Annotated in this window: 20 protein-coding genes and 1 pseudogene; 8 read left to right on the top strand and 13 right to left on the bottom strand. The window is 40.9% G+C overall.

Going from position 1 to position 20724, the window contains the following annotated elements:
- The first annotated feature begins 76 nt into the window (after nucleotides 1-76).
- The 4 genes and pseudogenes from LPA49_RS00250 to LPA49_RS00235 all read left to right on the top strand — a co-directional run bounded on the left by LPA49_RS00250 (nucleotide 77) and on the right by LPA49_RS00235 (nucleotide 4895).
- The gene (locus LPA49_RS00250) at nucleotides 77-580 is read left to right on the top strand and encodes a DUF962 domain-containing protein (RefSeq protein WP_036967827.1); all 504 of its coding nucleotides are present in this window, start codon (nucleotides 77-79) and stop codon (nucleotides 578-580) included.
- A 35-nt stretch (nucleotides 581-615) separates the two neighbouring features.
- Nucleotides 616-1404, top strand: a complete 789-nt coding sequence (locus LPA49_RS00245) for an SDR family oxidoreductase (protein ID WP_065978510.1) — start codon at nucleotides 616-618, stop codon at nucleotides 1402-1404.
- A 176-nt stretch (nucleotides 1405-1580) separates the two neighbouring features.
- Nucleotides 1581-2582 (top strand): annotated as a pseudogene (locus LPA49_RS00240) (branched-chain amino acid aminotransferase); the annotation flags it as partial.
- Nucleotides 2583-2741: 159 nt separating this feature from the next.
- Entirely contained in the window at nucleotides 2742-4895 is a 2154-nt protein-coding gene (locus LPA49_RS00235) for a prolyl oligopeptidase family protein (protein WP_036967836.1), read from the top strand.
- Between the two features lie 79 nt (nucleotides 4896-4974).
- On the opposite strand, the gene LPA49_RS00230 is transcribed toward LPA49_RS00235, so the two are convergent.
- Both LPA49_RS00230 and LPA49_RS00225 read right to left on the bottom strand, forming a co-directional pair.
- Nucleotides 4975-6066, bottom strand: coding sequence for a YdiY family protein (locus LPA49_RS00230; RefSeq protein ID WP_051501754.1), 1092 nt, complete (start codon nucleotides 6064-6066; stop codon nucleotides 4975-4977).
- A gap of 97 nt (nucleotides 6067-6163) precedes the next feature.
- On the bottom strand, nucleotides 6164-7459 hold the full coding sequence (locus LPA49_RS00225) for an anti-phage deoxyguanosine triphosphatase (protein WP_036967839.1): 1296 nt from the start codon (nucleotides 7457-7459) through the stop codon (nucleotides 6164-6166).
- Nucleotides 7460-7673: 214 nt separating this feature from the next.
- On the opposite strand from LPA49_RS00225, the gene LPA49_RS00220 reads away from it, so the two are divergent.
- From LPA49_RS00220 to LPA49_RS00205, 4 genes are all read left to right on the top strand, one after another.
- Nucleotides 7674-8492, top strand: a complete 819-nt coding sequence (locus tag LPA49_RS00220; protein ID WP_180310903.1) for a glucosaminidase domain-containing protein — start codon at nucleotides 7674-7676, stop codon at nucleotides 8490-8492.
- On the top strand, nucleotides 8485-9153 hold the full coding sequence (locus LPA49_RS00215) for a DUF2987 domain-containing protein (RefSeq protein ID WP_180310902.1): 669 nt from the start codon (nucleotides 8485-8487) through the stop codon (nucleotides 9151-9153). The genes LPA49_RS00220 and LPA49_RS00215 overlap by 8 nt, the downstream gene beginning before the upstream one ends.
- A gap of 387 nt (nucleotides 9154-9540) precedes the next feature.
- Nucleotides 9541-9900 (top strand): MerR family transcriptional regulator, encoded by a 360-nt coding sequence (locus LPA49_RS00210; RefSeq protein WP_180310901.1) that lies wholly within the window; start codon nucleotides 9541-9543, stop codon nucleotides 9898-9900.
- 46 nt (nucleotides 9901-9946) lie between these two features.
- Complete coding sequence (locus tag LPA49_RS00205; RefSeq protein ID WP_036967851.1) at nucleotides 9947-10522, top strand: NAD(P)H-dependent oxidoreductase; 576 nt, start codon at nucleotides 9947-9949, stop codon at nucleotides 10520-10522.
- 74 nt (nucleotides 10523-10596) lie between these two features.
- On the opposite strand, the gene ttcA is transcribed toward LPA49_RS00205, so the two are convergent.
- From ttcA to ccoN, 11 genes are all read right to left on the bottom strand, one after another.
- Entirely contained in the window at nucleotides 10597-11502 is a 906-nt protein-coding gene (gene ttcA / locus LPA49_RS00200) for a tRNA 2-thiocytidine(32) synthetase TtcA (protein WP_065978506.1), read from the bottom strand.
- A 95-nt stretch (nucleotides 11503-11597) separates the two neighbouring features.
- Nucleotides 11598-12521, bottom strand: a complete 924-nt coding sequence (gene uspE, locus LPA49_RS00195; RefSeq protein ID WP_036967857.1) for a universal stress protein UspE — start codon at nucleotides 12519-12521, stop codon at nucleotides 11598-11600.
- A gap of 102 nt (nucleotides 12522-12623) precedes the next feature.
- Complete coding sequence (locus tag LPA49_RS00190; RefSeq protein WP_036967860.1) at nucleotides 12624-13358, bottom strand: FNR family transcription factor; 735 nt, start codon at nucleotides 13356-13358, stop codon at nucleotides 12624-12626.
- Between the two features lie 38 nt (nucleotides 13359-13396).
- Nucleotides 13397-14068 (bottom strand): sulfite exporter TauE/SafE family protein, encoded by a 672-nt coding sequence (locus tag LPA49_RS00185; protein ID WP_036967863.1) that lies wholly within the window; start codon nucleotides 14066-14068, stop codon nucleotides 13397-13399.
- Nucleotides 14061-14228, bottom strand: coding sequence for a cbb3-type cytochrome oxidase assembly protein CcoS (gene ccoS / locus LPA49_RS00180; RefSeq protein ID WP_036967866.1), 168 nt, complete (start codon nucleotides 14226-14228; stop codon nucleotides 14061-14063). The genes LPA49_RS00185 and ccoS overlap by 8 nt, the downstream gene beginning before the upstream one ends.
- On the bottom strand, nucleotides 14225-16600 hold the full coding sequence (locus LPA49_RS00175; RefSeq protein ID WP_230235246.1) for a heavy metal translocating P-type ATPase: 2376 nt from the start codon (nucleotides 16598-16600) through the stop codon (nucleotides 14225-14227). The genes ccoS and LPA49_RS00175 overlap by 4 nt, the downstream gene beginning before the upstream one ends.
- Before the next feature lie 9 nt (nucleotides 16601-16609).
- On the bottom strand, nucleotides 16610-17101 hold the full coding sequence (locus LPA49_RS00170; protein ID WP_036967874.1) for a FixH family protein: 492 nt from the start codon (nucleotides 17099-17101) through the stop codon (nucleotides 16610-16612).
- A 150-nt stretch (nucleotides 17102-17251) separates the two neighbouring features.
- Nucleotides 17252-18217: a cytochrome-c oxidase, cbb3-type subunit III gene (ccoP, locus tag LPA49_RS00165; protein ID WP_065978503.1), complete on the bottom strand. Its 966-nt coding sequence runs from the start codon at nucleotides 18215-18217 to the stop codon at nucleotides 17252-17254.
- Nucleotides 18214-18399 (bottom strand): cbb3-type cytochrome c oxidase subunit 3, encoded by a 186-nt coding sequence (locus LPA49_RS00160; protein ID WP_010373992.1) that lies wholly within the window; start codon nucleotides 18397-18399, stop codon nucleotides 18214-18216. Before LPA49_RS00160 ends, ccoP begins: the two co-directional genes overlap by 4 nt.
- 5 nt (nucleotides 18400-18404) lie before the next feature.
- On the bottom strand, nucleotides 18405-19079 hold the full coding sequence (ccoO, locus tag LPA49_RS00155) for a cytochrome-c oxidase, cbb3-type subunit II (protein WP_036967880.1): 675 nt from the start codon (nucleotides 19077-19079) through the stop codon (nucleotides 18405-18407).
- Between the two features lie 12 nt (nucleotides 19080-19091).
- Nucleotides 19092-20525 (bottom strand): cytochrome-c oxidase, cbb3-type subunit I, encoded by a 1434-nt coding sequence (gene ccoN, locus LPA49_RS00150; RefSeq protein ID WP_036967883.1) that lies wholly within the window; start codon nucleotides 20523-20525, stop codon nucleotides 19092-19094.
- Between the last annotated feature and the right edge of the window lie 199 nt (nucleotides 20526-20724).

The following is a 20724-nucleotide window of genomic DNA, read 5'->3' as shown; positions in this document are numbered from 1 at the left end:
TGTCGGCTAGTTGACATTCTTAGTGGTAAATTTTCTGCTAATCTGAGTTTTGAACACAGTTTTGGCAGGAATAATAATGAAAACTCTCAAACAACAGCTGAGCAATTACGCCCTTTATCACCGTTCAAAACGCAATATCTATACACATTTTATTGGTATTCCCTTGATTGTGTTTGCCATTATTTGTTTATTGCAACGCGCAACAATCATGCTTGAACCCGTTACGTTAACAGTGGCAAGTATTGTTATTGCGATTACGTGCCTGTATTACTTAATGCTCAGTATTTCTATGGGGCTAATTATGGCTGTGTGCTTTGCTTTATTGAGCATTATTGCACAGCCTGTCGTTGTGCTTTCAACATCAATGTGGCTGGCTGTGAGTGTGGGCTGCTTTGTGGTGGGTTGGCTATTTCAATTTATGGGTCATTACTATGAAGGTAAAAAACCCGCCTTTGTTGATGACATTATTGGCCTCGTTATTGGACCCTTATTTGTTGTCGTAGAAGCCTTAATCATACTTGGTTTTTATAAAGATGTTGCTGATTACATTGAGCAACATGCAGGTCCTCATAAAGCGTGATAACAGCAATAATAACAATAAGAAAAGGAACACACATGAATTTAAAAGATAAAATAGTTTGGGTTACGGGGGCATCATCAGGTATTGGTGAAGCACTGTGTGAACAATTGGCTGCAAAAGGGGCAATCTTGGTTTTATCTGCCCGTAATGAAGATAAATTAAAAGCGCTAAATACACGTTTAGGCGGAATGCATCATGTTGTGCCACTCGATTTAGCAGAGCCTGAGGCGCTGCTTAAAGAGATGCCTGCGGTTGTTGAACGTATTAAGCGTATTGATGTGCTAATTAATAACGGCGGGGTGTCGCAGCGCAGTTTGTTTTTAGAAAACGATTTCAGTGTGTATCGCCAGTTAATGGAGGTGAACTACTTTGGCCTTATTGCATTAACGAAAGTGGTCGTGCCGCAGATGGTTAAACAAGGTATGGGCATGGTTGTATCTATAAGCAGTGTGGCGGGTAAAGTTGGCTCTAAATTCAGAACCGGTTACTCGGGCTCAAAATATGCGGTTGTGGGGTTTATGGATTGTTTGCGTGCTGAACTGGCAGATAAAAATGTCAATTGTTTAACAATCTGTCCCGGATCAATCAAAACAGCCATTGCGCATAATTCGTTGGATGGGCAAGGTAAACCACAAAATAAACCCGAAGAATCGATTGAAAATGGGATGGATGTTGGCAGAGCTGCTGCGAAAATGATCAAAGCCATAGAAGCGGAAAAGGATGAGGTTGTCGTTGGTGAAGGGATCAGCGGTTTAGCGCCGACAATTAAACGCTTTTTCCCTCGCTTTTTTAATCGACTAACGGCACGAATGAATTACCGGTAAAAGCAAAAACGTGACCGTGAATGATTATTAATAAAAAACACGCAATTAAATTGCGTGTTTTTTATACTGCGAGGTGAAATTATTTGCACTTTAATCGATAAAAGGCATGCGTTAGCTATGGTTAAACGGGGAGGTATTAGCATACAATGGAGAAAAAGTAGTCCAAACAAGAGAGAACAACAATGGCCGCATTTGGTACTGTATTTATGCCACACATGATCCAAGCACGCTTTGCAGACAACACATGGAGTGAAAGCGCGCTGGTCCCATCTGATAAAATCGAATTACACGCAGGTGCTCACGTATTACATTATTCAAGCACGTGTTTTGAAGGATTAAAAGCATTTCGTCACGAAGATGGCTCGGTCTATATCTTTCGTATGGACGCAAATATTGCCCGAATGAAGCAAAGCTCAAAGCTATTAAACTTGCCTGATTTTGATGAAAGTATGCTTGAGCAAATGATCAAAGACATTGTTAAAGAGTACGCAGACGAAACGCCAGCCCCTCCGGGTTCAATGTATATTCGCCCAACTCATATTGGTACAGAAGCGGCAATTGGTAAAGCGGCTGCGCCTTCAATGAGTTCATTACTGTATGTGCTTCTTTCGCCTGTAGGTGATTATTTTGCAGGGGGTGCAACAGCACTTCGTGTATTACTTGAAGAAGACGGCATGCGCTGTGCGCCTCATATGGGTATGGTAAAAAGTGGTGGTAACTACGCCAGTGCATTAGGGCCTATTTTACAAGCACGCTCTGAGCATCAGGCTGACCAAATATTGTTCTGCCCAGGTGGTGACGTACAAGAAACGGGTGCTGCCAACTTCATTCTTATTGATGGTGATGAAATTATCACCAAGGCACTTGATAGCACTTTCTTACACGGTGTTACGCGTAATAGTATTTTAACTATTGCCAGAGATTTAGGTATGACGGTGTCTGAACGCAACTTTACCGTAAGTGAATTACTAGAGCGTGCCGCTAAGCCAGGTACTGAAGCTGCGCTTTCAGGCACTGCTGCAGTGCTGACGTCTGTTGGTACACTTATTCATAACGACCAAGAGTTTAAAGTAGGCTCGGGCGAGCCGGGTGAGAAAGTGGCGAAGTTACGCCAAGCATTGAATAATATTCAATGGGGTAAATCACCGGACAACCACGGTTGGTTGACTAAAGTATAGGCACCCTTTTTATTGCAGAGCCACGCACTTGCGTGGCTTTTTTATTGGTATTTTACATTGGTTTACAGCCTAGGCTGTGTTTAACCGCAAATTGCTAGACTTTCTATTTCATTAACTCTATTTTCTGTTTGTTAACAATAACTAAAAAGTATGAAGATTATGATTAAGAAGACGCTTGCATGTGCAATTCTAATTGCACTGGCTGGTTGCAGTGAATCAACCACAACGAAGACAGAACAAACAGTAAAAACCGCAGAGGTAAAAGCTGCCGTGAATTATCCTGAAACTAAAAAAGGCAATGTTGTTGACGAGTATTTCGGTGAAAAGGTTGCCGATCCTTACCGTTGGCTTGAAGACGACATGAGCGAAGAGACGGCGCAATGGGTTAAAGCCGAAAATGAGGTGACATTTTCTTACCTAAAGAATATTCCTTATCGAGATGAATTAAAAACGACTCTCGAAAAGCTAATGAACTATGAAAAAGTCACTGCGCCGTTCACTGAGGGCGAGTACACCTATTTCTACAAAAATGATGGCCTACAAAACCAATACGTTGTTTACCGTAAAAAAGGTGACTCAGAGGCTGAAGTTTTCCTTGACCCTAATACATTCAGTGCTGATGGCACAACCTCTATGTCGGGATTAACGTTTACCGAAGATGGCACGCTAGCTGCGTACCAGATTTCAGAGGGTGGAAGCGACTGGCGTAAAATTATTATTATTGATACTGCCACTAAGCAGCCTATTGAAGAGGCGTTAGTTGATGTGAAATTTAGTGGTATTTCGTGGTTAGGAAATGAAGGTTTTTATTATTCAAGCTACGATAAGCCAAAAGGGAGTGAGCTGTCGGCTAAAACTGATCAACATAAAGTGTATTATCATAAGCTTGGCACTTCTCAAGCGGATGATCAGTTAGTTTATGGTGGCACAGAAGAACAAAAACATCGTTATATTGGGGCTGCTGTTACCCGTGATAATCGCTACTTGATCATCTCGGCAAGTACCTCAACATCTGGTAATAAACTGTTTATTAAAGACTTATCTAATCCAGATAGCGAATTGGTGACAATTTTAGACAACACAGATTCTGATACATCCATTATTGATAATGATGGCAGTAAATTGTATTTGGTAACAAACTTAAATGCACCGAATAAACGTGTTGTGACAGTTGATGCGAATAATCCAAGCCCAGAAAACTGGCAAGATCTTATTCCCGAAACAGACAATGTATTGAGCCTGACTAAAGGGGGAAATTACTTCTTCGCTAAGTATATGGTCGATGCTATCTCGCAAGTTAAGCAGTACGATAAATCAGGTAAGTTAGTTCGCGAAATCAGTTTACCAGGTGTAGGCACAGCCTATGGTTTTAGTGGCAAGCATGACGCTGACACGCTGTATTATTCTTTCACGAATTACACGACGCCGGGTAACACTTACTCATTTGATATTGAGTCAGGGCAATCGGATGTTTATCGCAAGTCGGGTGCTAAATTTAACAGCGACGAGTACGTGTCTGAACAAGTGTTTTACACATCGAAAGACGGCACGAAAGTACCGATGATTATTTCGTATAAGAAAGGCACTGAACTTAACGGTAAAAATCCAACGATTTTATATGGCTATGGTGGCTTTAATGTAAGTTTAACACCAAGCTACAGCCCAACAGTTGCAGCGTGGCTTGAGCACGGTGGTGTGTATGCAGTTGCTAATATTCGTGGCGGTGGTGAATATGGTAAACAGTGGCACATTAATGGTACACAGCTTAAAAAACAAAATGTATTTGATGATTTTATTGCGGCTGCAGAATATCTAAACGATAAAAAATACAGCTCGCCAGACTATTTAGCTGTGCGTGGTGGTTCAAACGGTGGCTTATTAGTTGGTGCGGTTATGACCCAGCGCCCAGAGCTATTCAAAGTAGCATTACCGGCTGTTGGTGTACTGGATATGCTGCGCTATCACACATTTACAGCGGGTGCAGGCTGGGCGTATGACTACGGTACTAGTGAACAAAGTAAAGAGATGTTTGACTACTTGAAAGGGTATTCACCTGTTCATAACGTAAAAGAGGGGGTAACGTACCCTGCAACGCTTGTGACGACAGGCGATCACGATGACCGTGTTGTACCTGCTCATTCATTTAAATTTGCCGCTGAGTTACAAGCAAAAGGTGCAAAACAGAACCCTTACCTGATCCGTATTGAAACTAACGCGGGTCATGGCGCGGGTACACCAACCAGTAAGATTATTGATCAGTACGCTGATATCTATGGTTTCACGCTTTATAATATGGGTGTTAAATCACTTTAATTTAATGAGTGGTAACAAAAACGCCGAGCAAAATTGTTCGGCGTTTTTTGTTTTAAACGATCGTTTTTAAACGCGTATTTTATAAATCGATTCCCAAAGCAAAAATCATTTTATAGTCTTCCTTTTCAGGCACCACGGCATTCTCGTCGGCAATCGGGTCTGCTAAGTAATCCCAAACCAGAGAGATATCAAAATCAATGTCGTCAGTAATATCAATCTCGAAACTTGCCATAGCGTATTGAGAATCTCCTCCTGTATCACTTTTGGCCGTGAGGTAGCGATAATTGAAGGTAAAGTCGATTTTTTTAGTAAGTTCATGCTCAAAATTAGTGCCAATAAAGTAAGACATTGACGCATTACTTTTGTCTTCACCGGTGGTGACAGTATCAAATTCAGTTTTTTGATACGCAGGGCCAGTTGAAAAATCCCACTCAGTTTTGTCGGTATCCATCACGTAATAACCGACACCTGCGCCTACAGTGTATTTATTAGCAATGTTTTGAAAAGGGTCACGGTAATATTCAAAAAAGATAGGACGGAAATACATTTTTTGAGTGTAAAACCAGTCGAACGTGCCATTGGCTCTAATGTTGTTTTTAGTTACTTGTTCATCGCTGGTGGTACGGTAGCCTAAAAACTCGGCTAAAAAGCGACTCGATGCCGTACGACGTTTAATATCGGCTCTGGCAGAGTATTCTGTTTGGTCTGTATTACCTCGCGATAAATCAGCACCCAAGGAAATTTTTACTGTCCACGCGCTGAGCTCACTGTCGATTGAAGGGGCAATCGACACTAAATCACGATAGCGATACTTTGCCGGTAAGTCACCGACCTTTACATAACCGCCTGATATATTAAGTGTGCCACTGAGTTCTGTGCCGTCGTTAAAGCGTACTGTGTGATGGCGGTCAGAGACAATCATATAGATATCTTCACGGTCAATTACGAGGGTGTCGAGTACATCACTGTCAAATTCAAGCTCTTTATCGTACATTGCGATAAGTTCACCTTTGAGCCATTCACCTGAGTTGAGCCTTACCCAGTCAAATTGACTGGCATCTTTAATGATGACACCACGCTCTTCTAACAGTGGATCAGGCAGGGATTCATTTGCGAAGCAAGTTAAAGGAGAGAGTAAAAGCGTGCTAATAAGCAGGTATTTTTTGAGCATTATTCCAATCCATGTTTAATAAAATGCGAAAGAAAGTTGTTATAGTAATTAGGTACTAATTAAATACTAGCTCAATATTTTACCCTCTTCAAAGTCCTTAAGCAGAGGGTAAAAATAGGCGTTGATAGGTTTTATATGCGTATTCGTCACTCATCCCCGATAAGTAATCGCAGATAATACGCATTGCATTATCACCTTGTTGGTGTGCATTTAGCCACATTTCTTGGGTGGTTTCTGGCAGTAAACGCATAGGATCACTTGCAAACGCACTGAACAGTTCAATGAGTAAATTTTGCCCTTTAAATTCAACTTGCTGCATTTTCGGTTCACGAATTAAACGTTTAAATACAAAGTGTTTTAACACATTAAGAATGCTTGCAAATTCGTCGGGTAAACTAACCGTGTATTGCAAGATTTCTGATTCGAAATCAGCATTTTGCACCACTAAATTGGCGTGAATTATAAAAGTATTAACAAGCTCACCGATGGCATCTTTTCGCTCATATTCATGGTGTGAAAAAAGGCGCGCCGTAATAGAGCTTAAATGCGTTGTTAACCATGGTGAGTTTAGTGCTTGTAACTGCGTTAATGCATGGTTTTGCCAATCAGCTAATGTGAGTACTTCTGTGGCGATAGCATCTTCCAGGTCATGAACAGCATAAGCTATATCATCGGCGAGCTCCATGATGGCAGAGTCAATCGATTTATAATGTGTTTTTGCTCTGAATTCATCAACGTTATAATGGCGACTTAAAATGTGCTGGTCGTTTTTTGATAGTGGCGCGACAATCCAATCAAACACATCTTTGTCGTCTTTGTATAAGCCTTTTGCAGGACGCCAGTGATCAGCTTTAATAAAGCTGCGCTGCTCAGAGAGCGGTGGAATGGTGTGCCATAAGTCATCAATAAAAGCGGGGTATTTTATAAAACCAAGCAAAGTGCGGCGTGTTAGGTTCATACCATAGCCATTGCTGTATGGCTCAAGCTTAGAAACAATTCTTAGGGTTTGCGCATTTCCTTCAAAACCACCGTGTTCACGCATCATGTAATTAAGGGCTATTTCACCACCATGACCAAAAGGAGGGTGCCCAATATCATGAGCAAGGCACAAGGTTTCAAGTAAGCTACCACTGGGGAAATGGCTAAAATTTGGGTGTTGTTTTTTAAGGTGGCGCAGTAGACCACTGCCTATTTGTGCGACTTCAAGAGAATGGGTGAGGCGAGTACGATAAAAATCGTTTAGGCCAATGCCCATTATTTGAGTTTTAGCTTGTAAACGTCTAAATGCTGCCGCGTGAATTATACGAGAGCGGTCAACCTGCCAGGCAGTGCGGTTGTCGTTTGGGCGATATTTTTGCTGATCAATGATACGCGCTTGCCAAGACTGGCACATAAATAGAACCTTATAATTACTCGCTCAGTTGCCCTTTAGTATACGCAAGCACTTGAAAATTGCGAGTAAATTGGACGTGATTCGCAGCAAGTCATGTTGAGTTAGGGCAAAAAAATACGCTGATATTCGCGAAAAAATTAGCTCTTTGATATAATCCGCCTTTGTGTGTGCGTGGCTTTACCGCACATGAGTTGTAGTTTATTTGAGAGAATACATGCTTAAGTACGTTTTTCGAGGTTTACTGACCGCTTTTTTTGCATGGGCGTTATTATCGCCTTTCATGAATCAAGATGTTGCAGTGGAGGAGGCCGACCAAACCGAGGCAACTCAGCAGGGTAAACAGCGAGTAATTAAAAAAGAAAAGCCATTACATAATGTAAAGCTGCCTGACTTTGCGGGCTTTACTGATGTAAAAGAAAAGAAACAGGCGTTTTTTGATTTTATTCGTCCCCATGTTGAAGCTGAAAACAAGAAAATTCTACAGCAGCGTGCCAGCTTAGAAATTGCACGTATGATGCTAGAATATAATGAGCCTCTGACGAGTAAGCAGCTGTCTGATATTAAGAAAATTCTTACCAGTTATAAATTACCAACAAGTATTGATGTATTGTCTTTGACACAAGCACTGCGTCGTGTTGATATCATTCCAAAAGAACTTGCCTTAATGCAGGCGGCGAATGAGTCAGCATGGGGAACATCGCGTTTTGCGCGTATTGGCTTAAACTTTTTTGGCCAATGGTGTTATAACAAAGGCTGTGGCATGGTGCCACGACGTCGTGCAAATGAGGCGGCTCATGAAGTGACGGCATTCAAATCTGTTCGTGGTGCTGTAAGCTCTTACTTTAAGAATATTAATACCCATGCGGCGTATAAAGATTTACGCACAATCCGCGCAGATTTACGTCGCCAACAAAAACCGATTGAAGCGACAAAACTAACCCAAGGGTTGTTATCGTATTCTGAGCGACGTGAAGCATACATAGAAGAATTAAACACGATGATTAATCAGAACAGAGCATATTTTGATGAATAAAATCTTTTTTTTGTTAAAAGTGGTGGGTGTGATCAGTGCATTAAGCGTTACGAGCTTTAAAGCAACTGCTAGTGAGTTTGTGATTGCATATGACGGTTTTTACGACCGTTTAAAAGTCGTAAACAAGGGGGAGTTTCAGTACGCACAAGTTAACTTTTATTTAAGTGATATTGCCACTAACGAAGTATGTACGATTAAGTCAGGTAAAATTCTAACCGAAAAACAAGAGTTCGATTTAACGTACACCGACAATGCACAGCTGTTATTGCCTTTTGATAAGCAGTTAGACACGGATAAAGCTGTGATTGTCGTACAGCCTAAAAACCCTCAGCATGATTGCCAATTAAAGCTGCAAATTGAAGCAACAGAGCTTAGTAACTTTGCACTAACAAAAGCGAATTTATTTGAGCTTAACCAAGAGTTTGATGAGCTTTTATCTGATTTATCGGGCTTTTTTGTTAGCAAACTAATGTGGTTTTTATTACCTGAGCAACAAGGAGTCGTACTTAAATTTGACGCTCCTGCAAATATGTCGGGTGAGGGGGTTAGCTGTAAAGAAAACCGCTGCACGATTAAAATTACTGATGAGTGGCAAGATGATAAGACTCTGCTTAATAGCAGTGCAAATCTTATTAGTGCAACGCCGTGGATTGTAAAATAGCTGAGTCATCTTTTTGATAGCATAGCTTATTATTCAAAAAAGGATCTTTACAGGTCCTTTTTTGTTGCTTTAAATTACGCTTTAATGATTTATACCATTTTGCAAAAATACTTAATCATTTTGAGTGATTAAACCAGTCGCTACCTACGTTAAAAATTTCTGATTTACGACTGCATGGATGCAGGAGGTAGAGCAATGCAGGAGCAATTGCCGAGAACAACTAAATAACTAAATTTTTGCCTTGTTATCAACGCGGTTTTATTGCCTCAAAATAGACCACTTAATTAAGCACAATGGTATTAATCTGAAAAATCTATATCTAACACTATCTCTTAAATACAAATAAAGCATGTCACATAAATTGATTTGGTGGATAAGGACGTTCGAATGTATCTCAATGAGGTATCTAAACTGTATGGGGCAACACAAAGAGCAATAAGGCTCTATGAATCAGTGGGATTACTGACTGTTTCTAGGGTTGGAAAGTATCGAGTTTATAATCAAGAGAATATTTATTTAATCAAATTAATAAAAGAGGCTCAAACTCTGGGAGTTGCACTGTCAGATATGGTTGCTTTGAAGGGAGAAAACGAGGATTTTGATTGGCAGGCTGTCAGCCATTGCCTTATTCAAAAGCAAGCTGCAGTCGAAGAAAAGATAAAGGAGCTTGAAGTTCAAAGAGAGCGCATTAAAAATTACCGAATTTCAATTGATAAGTGTATTCAAGAACTTGACTCTTACCCTTAGGTGAGAGTTTACACTGTGTCCTCACTCTAAATGGATATGTCAGTGTATGAAAAGAATATTAGTAATCAATGCTAACCCCAAACTAACCAGCCTGTGTAAATCTTTAGCGGAACAGTATGCAGCAGTTGCCATAAAAAAACATGACGTTAAGCACGTGAATATCGGTGACTTGAATTTCGAAATCAATTTAGCCGAAGGCTATGACAAAGTGATTGATTTAGAGCCTTGTTTAGCAGATCTCCAAGAGAAGATTCTGTGGTCTGAGCATATTGTGATTGTTAGTCCTGTTTGGTGGGGAACCATGCCTGCTAAGTTTAAAGGGGCGATTGATAGAGTTTTTTTACCGGGGTTTTCGTTTAAATATGTCGAAGGTAAATCAATACCGAAAAAGTTATTAAAAGGACGTACATCAGAGTTATTAATAACGTTAGATACCCCTGCTTTTTGGTATAAATACATTCAAGGGAATGTTATCTATAAGAATTTTAAACATTGTATTTTGGACTTTTCTGGCATTAAAAATAAAACCACTACATATTTTGGGCCAGTTATAAATTCCAGTAGCAATAAAAGAAAAGTCTGGCTTGAGAAAGCAGCTCGATTAGGAGCGAAAGTTAGTTAGATAATTTTTTACCAAAAATAAAAAGGAGAGCTTCTTTGCTCTCCTAATAATTAGTTAAATGTTTTTTTAAACCATTAGCTTAGGTTAATTGTCACAACGTCACTAATGTGTTCGTCATCAAGCGCAGGCTGTTTTGGGATATCTGGCTTATCAAGGGCGATATCGCCACCATCAATTACATCACCTGTTTGCAGGTCTTTAAAATTGAATAAGTCTTTATCAGCTAAGTGCGACGGCACGACGTTTTGCATTGCCGTGAAAATGCTTTCAATACGGCCCGGATGCTGTTTATTCCACTCAGCAAGCATGGCTTTTGTGTGTTTACGCTGCAAGTTTTCCTGAGAGCCACATAAGTTACATGGAATAATAGGGAATTCCATACGCTCTGCGTATTTTTCGATATCGACTTCTTTACAATATGCCAGTGGGCGAATCACCATATGCTCGCCGTTATCGCTCATTAATTTAGCGGGCATACTTTTTAATTTACCGCCGTAGAACATATTTAAGAACAACGTCTCTATCATGTCATCGCGGTGGTGACCAAGGGCAATTTTAGTCGCGCCCATTTCTTTCGCTGTACGGTATAAAATACCGCGACGAAGGCGTGAGCACAGTGAACAGGTTGTTTTACCTTCAGGAATAATATCGGTAACAATGCTGTAGGTGTCTTCTTCAACTATTTTGTATTCAATACCGAGTTTATCTAAGTATTCGGGTAAAACGTGCTCAGGAAACCCTGGTTGCTTTTGGTCTAAGTTAATCGCGAACAAATCAAACTTAACCGGTGCGACACGTTGTAGATGCTGTAATGTATCTAATAGGGTGTAGCTGTCTTTGCCGCCTGATAAACAGACCATGATACGATCGCCATCTTCGATCATATTAAAGTCCATAACGGCTTGGCCGGTTAATCGACGTAAGCGTTTTTGTAACTTATTAAAGTTATATTGCGCTTTAGCTTCTGCTGAGTGAGACACTACGCCCCCTTATAAATACATGGGTAAAATAAAGGGGCGTATTATATTTGAAGCGCGGGTAAACAACAATTATTTGTTTCCCGCAACGATGAGAATTATTTTGCTAAAGGGCTCACGTAGCCATCTGGTTTTAGAGCCAATACGTCGCAATCTAGGCTATCAATTACATGCTCAGCTGTATTACCAACCAATGCAGCACTTAAACCGGTGCGGCCTACAGTGCCAATAACCACAAGCTCGCTGTTAAGTTTTGCAGCAACATCAGGAATCACATCTTCAGGAAGACCTTCTTCAATGTGGCATTGTGCTTCATCAATTTGAAAACTTTTTGCTAGTTCTAAGGTTGATTCAAAATGATGCTTTTTAACCGATTCGTTGTATACACCCGGGTTAAACTCAGGAATTTCGATAGCAATATTTACCGGTGTAGCAGGGTAGGCATTCACTAAATTAAGCTGCGCATTAGCAAGGTCACAAATAAAGCGTGCATCATTGATAATACGTTTGTTCAGCGCAAGGTGTTGCTCATTTTCACTGACTGCATTCACTGCTGCGAGTATATTGCCATGTGCAGGCCACTCTTTTTCTTTAACTAATAACACCGGTGCAGGGCACTTACGAATGAGGTGCCAATCTGTCGGTGTAAAAATCACTGATTTAAGGGTGTCATGCTGATGTGTGCCTTTAACCACAAGATCATAACCGTCATTGATCACCGTATTAATAATGGCTTCGTAAGGGCGATTGTGCCAAACAACACAACTATCAATTGATAATTCAGGGTAAAGGGCGATTTGTTCATTTAACCAGACTTGACGGTCTTTGATGACAGCTTCGCGCATGGCTTCACGCTCATCAGAAGAAAGCATTGTGGTCATTTCGTAGGAGAAGTCATAAATACTAAGAAAAGCAGTGATGGTTGCGCCTGACTTTTTGGCTAGGTCAATTGAGCGGCTTAAACTATGTTGTTGTTCCTTGGTGGGATCTATTACTGCTAAAATTCGTTTTATTGCGTCCATATGCTGCTCCTTAACTGTTCTGCAAAAAGATATACCTTGAGTGTAACCTAAATTCTGAGCAGTTAAAGGGGCAAGCAATAGAAAGTTGCGCTATATCAAACTCTATTTACATTTAATCGCGGCTGTTGAAGCAAGCGCCTGTTGATCTAAAATGGTAATAAATTTACCTTCAACTTTGATAATGTCGGCTTTTTGAAAGCGGCTTAGCAAGCGGCTAATTGTCTCGACGGTTAAACCAAGATAATTACCTATTTCGCCACGAGTCATTGTAAGACGGAACTCTTTACGCGAAAAACCACGCTCACCAAATCGTTCTGCAAGGTTGTAAATAAAGCTGGCTAAACGCTCTTCTGCTGATTTCTTATTAAGCAGTAACAACATTTCTTGGTCGTAATTAATTTCGTTACTCATCAAGCGCATAATTTGTTGGCGTAATTTTGGTAGTTTTCCTGCCAATTCATCTAATGTATCGAATGGAATTTCGCATACCATTGATGTTTCAAGCGCTTGCGAAAAACTTTGATGAGACATTTTATTGATAGCATCAAAGCCAACGAGATCACCGGCTAAATGAAAGCCTGTGATTTGCTCATCACCTTGCTCCGAAAGCGTATAAGACTTAAATGAACCTGAGCGAACTGCATAAATTGCATTTAGCTTTTCACCCGACTCAAATAAAAAGTCGCCTTTGTGAAGAGGCTTTTTACGCTCGATAATCTCATCAAGACGATCCATTTCTTGGCCATTAAGCGAAAATGGTAAACACAGCTGACTAATACTGCAATTATTACAGCTAATAGTGCATAAGCCTTTTGACTTGTTTTGTGAAAAGTCCATACATCAAATCCATTCTAATAAGTTAACAACTCGTAAGGTTAATGAACGAGCCTGTCAGTTGCTATAATTAATAAGTATACACCGTACCATATTATTACGCTTCCTAGAATAACCCTAGTCCAAACATGGTTTAAAAAAACGTTTATTTTTTGACTCGCGAGGCCAACACTGACCATCGCTGGAAATGTGCCTAGGGCAAAAAATAGCATAACCCCTGCACCATGAAGCGCAGAAGGGCTCGTCAGGGCCCATGTCAGTGCAGAGTAGACTAATCCACACGGCAGCCAACCCCAAAGCGCACCATAAAGCAGGGCTTTAGGGGTTGTATTAACCGGCAATAAATAGCGATTTAATTTTGCTAAATGCTGCCACACGAGCGTTTTCCCAAGTTTTTCTAACCACTGTAATGTGGCAGCCAAACGCATAATATAGATGCCCACAAGTAGCATAAAAATGCCACTCAAAAATGATAAAGCGAGGGCGATACTGGTGTTCTGTGCTGCAAAGCGACTGCTGATACCCGCGACTAAAGCACCCGCTAACATATAACTCAGCGCGCGCCCTACATTGTAGGCAACAGAAAAGCTCACAGCACGATTTTTGTCGGCGGCAAGCTGTAAGCTACTTGCAATGCCACCACACATCGCTAAGCAATGGCCACTGCCAAGTAACCCCATAACAAATGCACTAATGAAAAGGGGATCAATCATTACTTTTGTTGTGCTGCTCTTTGTCATCTTCAAACAGGATACTGTGGCCCTGTTTATTTAAATCTGAGAATTGTTCACTTTTTACAGCCCAAAAAAATACACCAATAGCGATTATTACAAACAAAATCGCAATCGGGATTAACATGTAAATGATACTCATAGTTTTAATAACCTTAATGAGTTGGTAATAACCAAAATGGAGCTTGCAGACATGCCAATAACAGCCATCCAAGGCGCAACGAGCCCCAATGCTGCTAAAGGTAAAATCGAACCATTGTAAATAAGTGATAACGCCAAGTTTTGTTTCACAATTCTGCGCGTTTTTTTCGAGACGCTAAGCAGATGCTCAATGGCGCTTAAATCACTATTGAGTAATACCACATCGGCACTGTTTTTGGAAATATCTGCCCCAGTTTCCATCGCAATTGATAAGTGTGCACTTGCAAAAACTGGGCTGTCATTAACGCCGTCTCCAACCATAGCAACCACAGCGCCTTTACTTGCAAGGGCATCAACATGCGTTTGCTTATCTTGTGGGCTGCAGCCAGCGTGAACAGTGTCGAGATTTAGTTGTTTAGCCAATCGTTCCCCACTGTTTGAGGCATCCCCAGTTAACATATGGCACTTTATGTGTTGTGCATGAAGGTTTTTAATGAGTTTATCGGCATTATTACGCAAACTATCCGATAGGTAGAAGCGTGCAACAATCTGTTTGTTTACATATAAAGTGGCTTGGGCGTCTGCTTTATCGGTTTCAAACCAGCCACTTTTACCAATCGCAAAGTGCTCATTATTAAGGTTAGCAATGATACCTTTGCCTGGTTCAATAGTGACATTTTCGAACTGATTGACGCTATTGTTAAACCCTGCAAAGGCATTGGCAATCGGGTGCTCGGAAAAGCTCTCTAGCTGAGCAGCAAGAGTTAATGCTTCAGCTTCTGAGTACGTATTATCTATTAACTCAATGCGCTCAATTGTAAAACGACCTTGTGTGAGTGTGCCTGTTTTATCAAAGGCGATATCACTTAGTTGAGGGAGTGTCTCTAAGACGTGGGCTTGTTTTATTAATATACCGCGTTTAGTTAAGCTTGCCACGGCGCAAGTGAGTGCCGTAGGAATCGCTAAGCTGAGCGCACACGGGCAGGTTGCAACCAATACAGAAATGGTGATCCAAAATGCATGTTCAGGATCAACTTGATACCAGCCAATAGCGGTGATTGAGGCAAAAAGCAATAAGCATGCGACAAACCATTGTGCCACTTTATCCGTTATCTCAACAAGTCGTGGACGCTTAGTTAGGGCTGTATGTTGCAGTTTTATAATTTGATTAATAAGGGTGTTTTGGCCAATTTTATTAATCTCAATGCTGATCACGCCATCGTGGTTAATGGTGCCAGCAAATACTTGATGATTAACAAATTTATTAACGGGTTGATGCTCGCCTGTCATCATCGCTTCATCGACCGTTGTTTTACCTTTAATAACTATCCCGTCAGCGGGGATTGTTTCACCAGCTTTTATAAGTACCACGTCGCCCAGTTTGAGTTTTTTAGCGGCAATGATTGATTCTTGATGGGTGTTATCAATAATGCGTGCGGTAAGCGGGAGTAGTTTTTGTAGGTTTGCTGTGAATTCGCTGGCTTTTAATCGTGCTCTGAACTCTAAATACTTACCCAACAATAATAGAAAGGTAAACATACAGATTGATTCAAAATACACTTCGCCAACCGACATTATGGTTGCATAACAACTTGCGCCATACGCGCCAAAAATAGCCAAAGAGACGGGTAAGTCCATATTCAGCTGTTTTGCTCTTAATCCATTAATTGCATTCGTTAAGAAGGGTAATGCACTGTAAAGAATAACCGGCGAAGCAAGTACGAGGCTTATCCAGCGAAAGTATTGTTCAAAATTTTCTTCCATGCCAGAAAACATGCCAAAGTACATTGCAAAAGCAAACATCATTACCTGCATAGTCATCAGGCCGGCGACACCTAAGCGGCGAATATAGGCCTTTGCAGCTTGTTGCTTTTGGCTGGCTTCTAAGTCGGCTTGAAAGGGGTAGGCTTTGTAACCTATTTCATGTAATGCAGTAATTATTTTACTCAGTGGGGTGACTGATTTATCCCACTGGATCATGGCACGATTTGTTGAGGTATTTACATCTACGCGTCTGATGGCTGACAAATTAAGTAGCTGCTTTTCAATAAGCCAAGCACAGGCGGCACAGGTAATCCCTTCAACGGTGAGTAAAACCTCAGATAACTCTTGGGAGGTGGCAATAAACTCATCTTGAATATCTTCGTTATCGTAACTTTTTATAAGCTCTAATTGCTCTGGAACAAGTTGTTCAACTTTCCCAGAGCGAACAGTTCTAAACTTATAGTAATCGGTCATGCCTTGGGCAACGATATTCTCGGCCACTGTTTGGCAGCCAATACAACACATAGGCTGTGCCTTCCCATCTATTACGACAGTTGCATTAAAGCCTTTTGGCACACTTTCAAGACAATGAAAGCAATTATCAGACATGAGCGTTAACTACTTATATTCAGGGCTAATCGAAATTGTTTTAGCTGTTGGAAGAATAATATCTTCTTTTAGTTTCCAACTGTTATCGACAGGTTCAATAAATACGGTATACGCACCATCAACATGAGCATCGAGCAGGGCTGTAAAGTCACCATGAGCATTTTTCATTAAGCTTACATCAAAGTCGTTAGCTTTAATGGTGCGATGATAAAATGACATTTTTAAAGAATGAACATTACTGGCATCACCTTTAGTGAAAACAAACGTGACTTTGTCATCAGCAACGTTTAAATCACCATGTAAATAAAGCGCTTTGGCTTTATTAAATTTACTAAGCTCTAAATTGATTGCTTTTCCTTTTTTATAATAATCATCAACAACCATGTCAGGTCCGTTGCCTATTGCCATATAAATAAGACCCGCACAACCGATGATAGCGGCAAGTGGAAAAGAGATTAAAAACCATGGCCAGAAATTTTTATACCAAGGAGTGGGATTCATAGTACTTACTACCTCAAAAAACGTTATACGCATTTTATCGGATCTAAAAGCAAAAGACTAAAAAAAAGCCTCCAGATGGAGGCTTTTTTGATCTTAATTAATCTATTGAATTAAAAGATTAATTGTATATACATTTTATTAACCGCGCGGTTATTTTTCTTGTGACAGACTGTAAACGTACGCTGTTAAAAGGTGTACTTTGTCTTCACCAAGAATGTCTTTCCATGCTGGCATCACACCTGCACGACCATTTCTCAGTGTTTCTTCAACAGCACGTTTAGAACCACCGTATAACCAGATATTGTCGGTTAGGTTAGGCGCACCAAACGGTAAGTTGTGAGCAACCGAACCTTTGCCGTCAGCACCGTGACACGCAGCACACATTGCAAATTTAGCTGCACCAGCTTCAGCGTCTTTTTGGTTAACTGTACGACCCGAAAGGCTAAGTACGTGAGCAGTCATTTCTTTAATGCCTTGCTCGCCAAGTGCATCACCCCAAGGTGGCATTGCTGCAACACGGCCGTAAAGAAGCGTTTCTTTAATTTTGTCTGGTGAACCACCGTATAACCAATCGTTATCCGTTAGGTTAGGGAAGCCTTGACCACCACGCGCATCTGAACCATGGCACTGAGCACAGTTTTGAGAGAATAAACGTTGACCAATCTCAAGCGCTTTTTCATCTTTTACAAGTGATTCAATGTCTTGTTTCGCGAACGACTCAAAGATTGGGCCAAAACGCTCATCTGCTGCAATAAACTCTTGGTCTAATTGAACGTTTACACCATTGGCTAACGCTTCTTCAGTAGCCTTTTTAGACTCTTCTAAAGACGTAATACCTTGGTTTGAACTTGTCCATTTACCTAAACCTTCCCAGTTACCTAAACCCGGGTAAGCCGCTAAGTAATAAACTGACCAAACGAATGTTGCAAAGAACATGTAAGTCCACCATTTTGGTAGTGGGTTATTCAGCTCTTCAATGCCATCAAATTCGTGACCACAGCTTTCGCCTTCTTTAACACCTGTGTAGTTTTTTAAGTTCCACAGAAGTAGGCCGAAGATGATAGCAAGACACGCAAGGGTTAATACAATAACCCATATACTCCAAAAGCTAGTCATTTCTCAGACTCCTTTTCCTCGTTAGAGATTGTGTTGTTGTGTTTTTTTTCATCTTCAAATATGGCATTAGCTGCGTCATCAAAACGACGTTTGCTACGCTTGCTATATGCCCATACAACAATCACAATAAACAGTACTAAAATTACCAGAGTTAAAATGCCTCTGTATGTTCCGTAATCCATAATAATTACTTCAAGTGTGTGCCAAGCTGTTGTAAGTAAGCAATTAGAGCTTGCATCTCAGTTGCGCCTTCACCATTGTTCATGGCTTCAATTTTCGCAATGTCAGCTTGTAACTCTTCATCGCTTCCATAACCTTTACCGTCGTAACGGGTGCTTGCTTTATCAATTCCGAAGCTATCACGGAATATTTGAAGCTTTTTAAGAGTATGGGTCGTATCGACTCTGTTTTCGTCTAACCAAGGAAACGCTGGCATATTTGATTCTGGAACCACAGCACGTGGGTCCATTAAATGCGCATGATGCCAATCGTCTGAGTAACGCTCACCAACACGTGCTAGGTCTGGACCAGTACGTTTAGAACCCCATTGGAATGGGTGATCCCATACTGATTCACCAGCAACAGAGTAGTGACCATAACGCTCAACCTCGTCACGGAAAGGGCGAATCATTTGTGAGTGACAGTTGTAACAACCTTCACGTACATAAATATCACGACCTTCCATTTCTAAAGCTGTAAGAGGGCGTAGGCCATCAACAGGCTTAGTCGTATCATCTTGGAACATCAACGGTGTAATTTCTACAAGTGCACCGAAGCTGATCGCAAAGACAGTCAAGATAGCCATAAGGCCAACATTTTTTTCGACTATTTCATGTTTGTTTTGTGAATTATTATTGCTCATCATCCTACTCCGTTATGCTAATTGTGCGTCAGCGTCTAATTGAAGCGAATCTTTCTTCGCAGCAATTGTACGGTAAACGTTGTAAGCCATAATTAGCATGCCCGTTACGATGAATACACCGCCAAGGAAACGCATGATGTAGAACGGATACGATGCTTCTAGTGATTGTACAAAGCTGTACATTAACGTACCGTCTGAGTTTACTGCACGCCACATAAGACCTTGCATTACACCTGAAATCCACATTGCTACGATATATAGAACAACCCCTACAGTGTGTAACCAGAAGTGTGTATTAACCAGTTTAACACTGTACATACGACCCTGAGAGAATAGTGCAGGGATTAAGTGATAAATTGCACCGATTGAAATCATCGCAACCCAACCTAGCGCACCTGAGTGAACGTGACCTACTGTCCAGTCTGTGTAATGTGAAAGTGCATTAACAGACTTAATAGCCATCATTGGACCTTCAAACGTAGACATACCGTAGAAAGACAGTGAAACAACTAAGAAGCGAAGTACTGGGTCAGTACGAAGTTTGTGCCATGCACCTGATAACGTCATGATACCGTTAATCATACCACCCCATGATGGGACGAATAAGATAACTGACATAACCATACCTAAGCTTTGCGTCCAGTCTGGAAGCGCAGTGTAGTGAAGGTGGTGAGGACCTGCCCAGATGTATAAAGAAACAAGCGCCCAGAAGTGAACAACCGATAGACGGTAAGAATATACAGGGCGACCTGCTTGTTTTGGTACGAAGTAGTACATCATACCTAAGAAACCAGCAGTTAATAAGAAGCCAACAGCATTATGACCGTACCACCACTGAACCATCGCATCTACTGCACCCGCATAAATAGAGTATGATTTAGTTAGTGACACCGGAATTGCCATGCTGTTTACAATGTGTAATACGGCAACAGTAATAATGAAACCAGCATAGAACCAGTTTGCAACATAAATGTGCGATACTTTACGTTTGATTAGCGTACCAAAGAATACAACGGCGTAGGTTACCCAAACTACCGCGATAAGAATATCAATTGGCCATTCAAGTTCTGCGTATTCTTTTGAGCTCGTGATACCTAACGGTAAGGTAATCGCGGCAAGTACGATAACAAGTTGCCAACCCCAAAAGGTAAAGGCCGCTAGTTTATCTGAGAAAAGACGCGTTTGACACGTACGTTGTACGACGTAATAAGACGTCGCAAAAAGTGCACTTGTACCAAATGCGAAAATTACTGCGTTCGTATGTAACGGACGTAGTCGAGAGTAAGTTAACCATGGTGTATCAAAGTTAAGTGCTGGCCAAGCTAATTGGGCAGCAATCAGAACCCCAACACTCATGCCAACGATGCCCCAAATCACTGTCATAATAGCGAATTGGCGTACAACTTTATAATTGTACTCAGTTTGTGATGCTACTGTTTGGCTCATTTTCTGGCTTCCGCTGCAATTAATGCGTTTTAGAAATGAATTACCCACTTAGTAATAAGTGGGGCCTACTATTACTTCACAAGCGTGTTACCCAAAGCTAGCTGTAGATGATAGCTTCAGAAAACAAACTCGAGAAACCCTTATTTTGCGATGGAAATGATAAAATTTTTGACCTTAAAAAGATAGGTCAATTGCATAA

The organism is Pseudoalteromonas sp. MB41, from assembly GCF_020966275.1.
Taxonomy (GTDB): domain Bacteria; phylum Pseudomonadota; class Gammaproteobacteria; order Enterobacterales; family Alteromonadaceae; genus Pseudoalteromonas; species Pseudoalteromonas lipolytica.
Note: the sequence above shows the minus strand (reverse complement) of the source record. Positions and strands in the feature narration are given on the sequence as shown.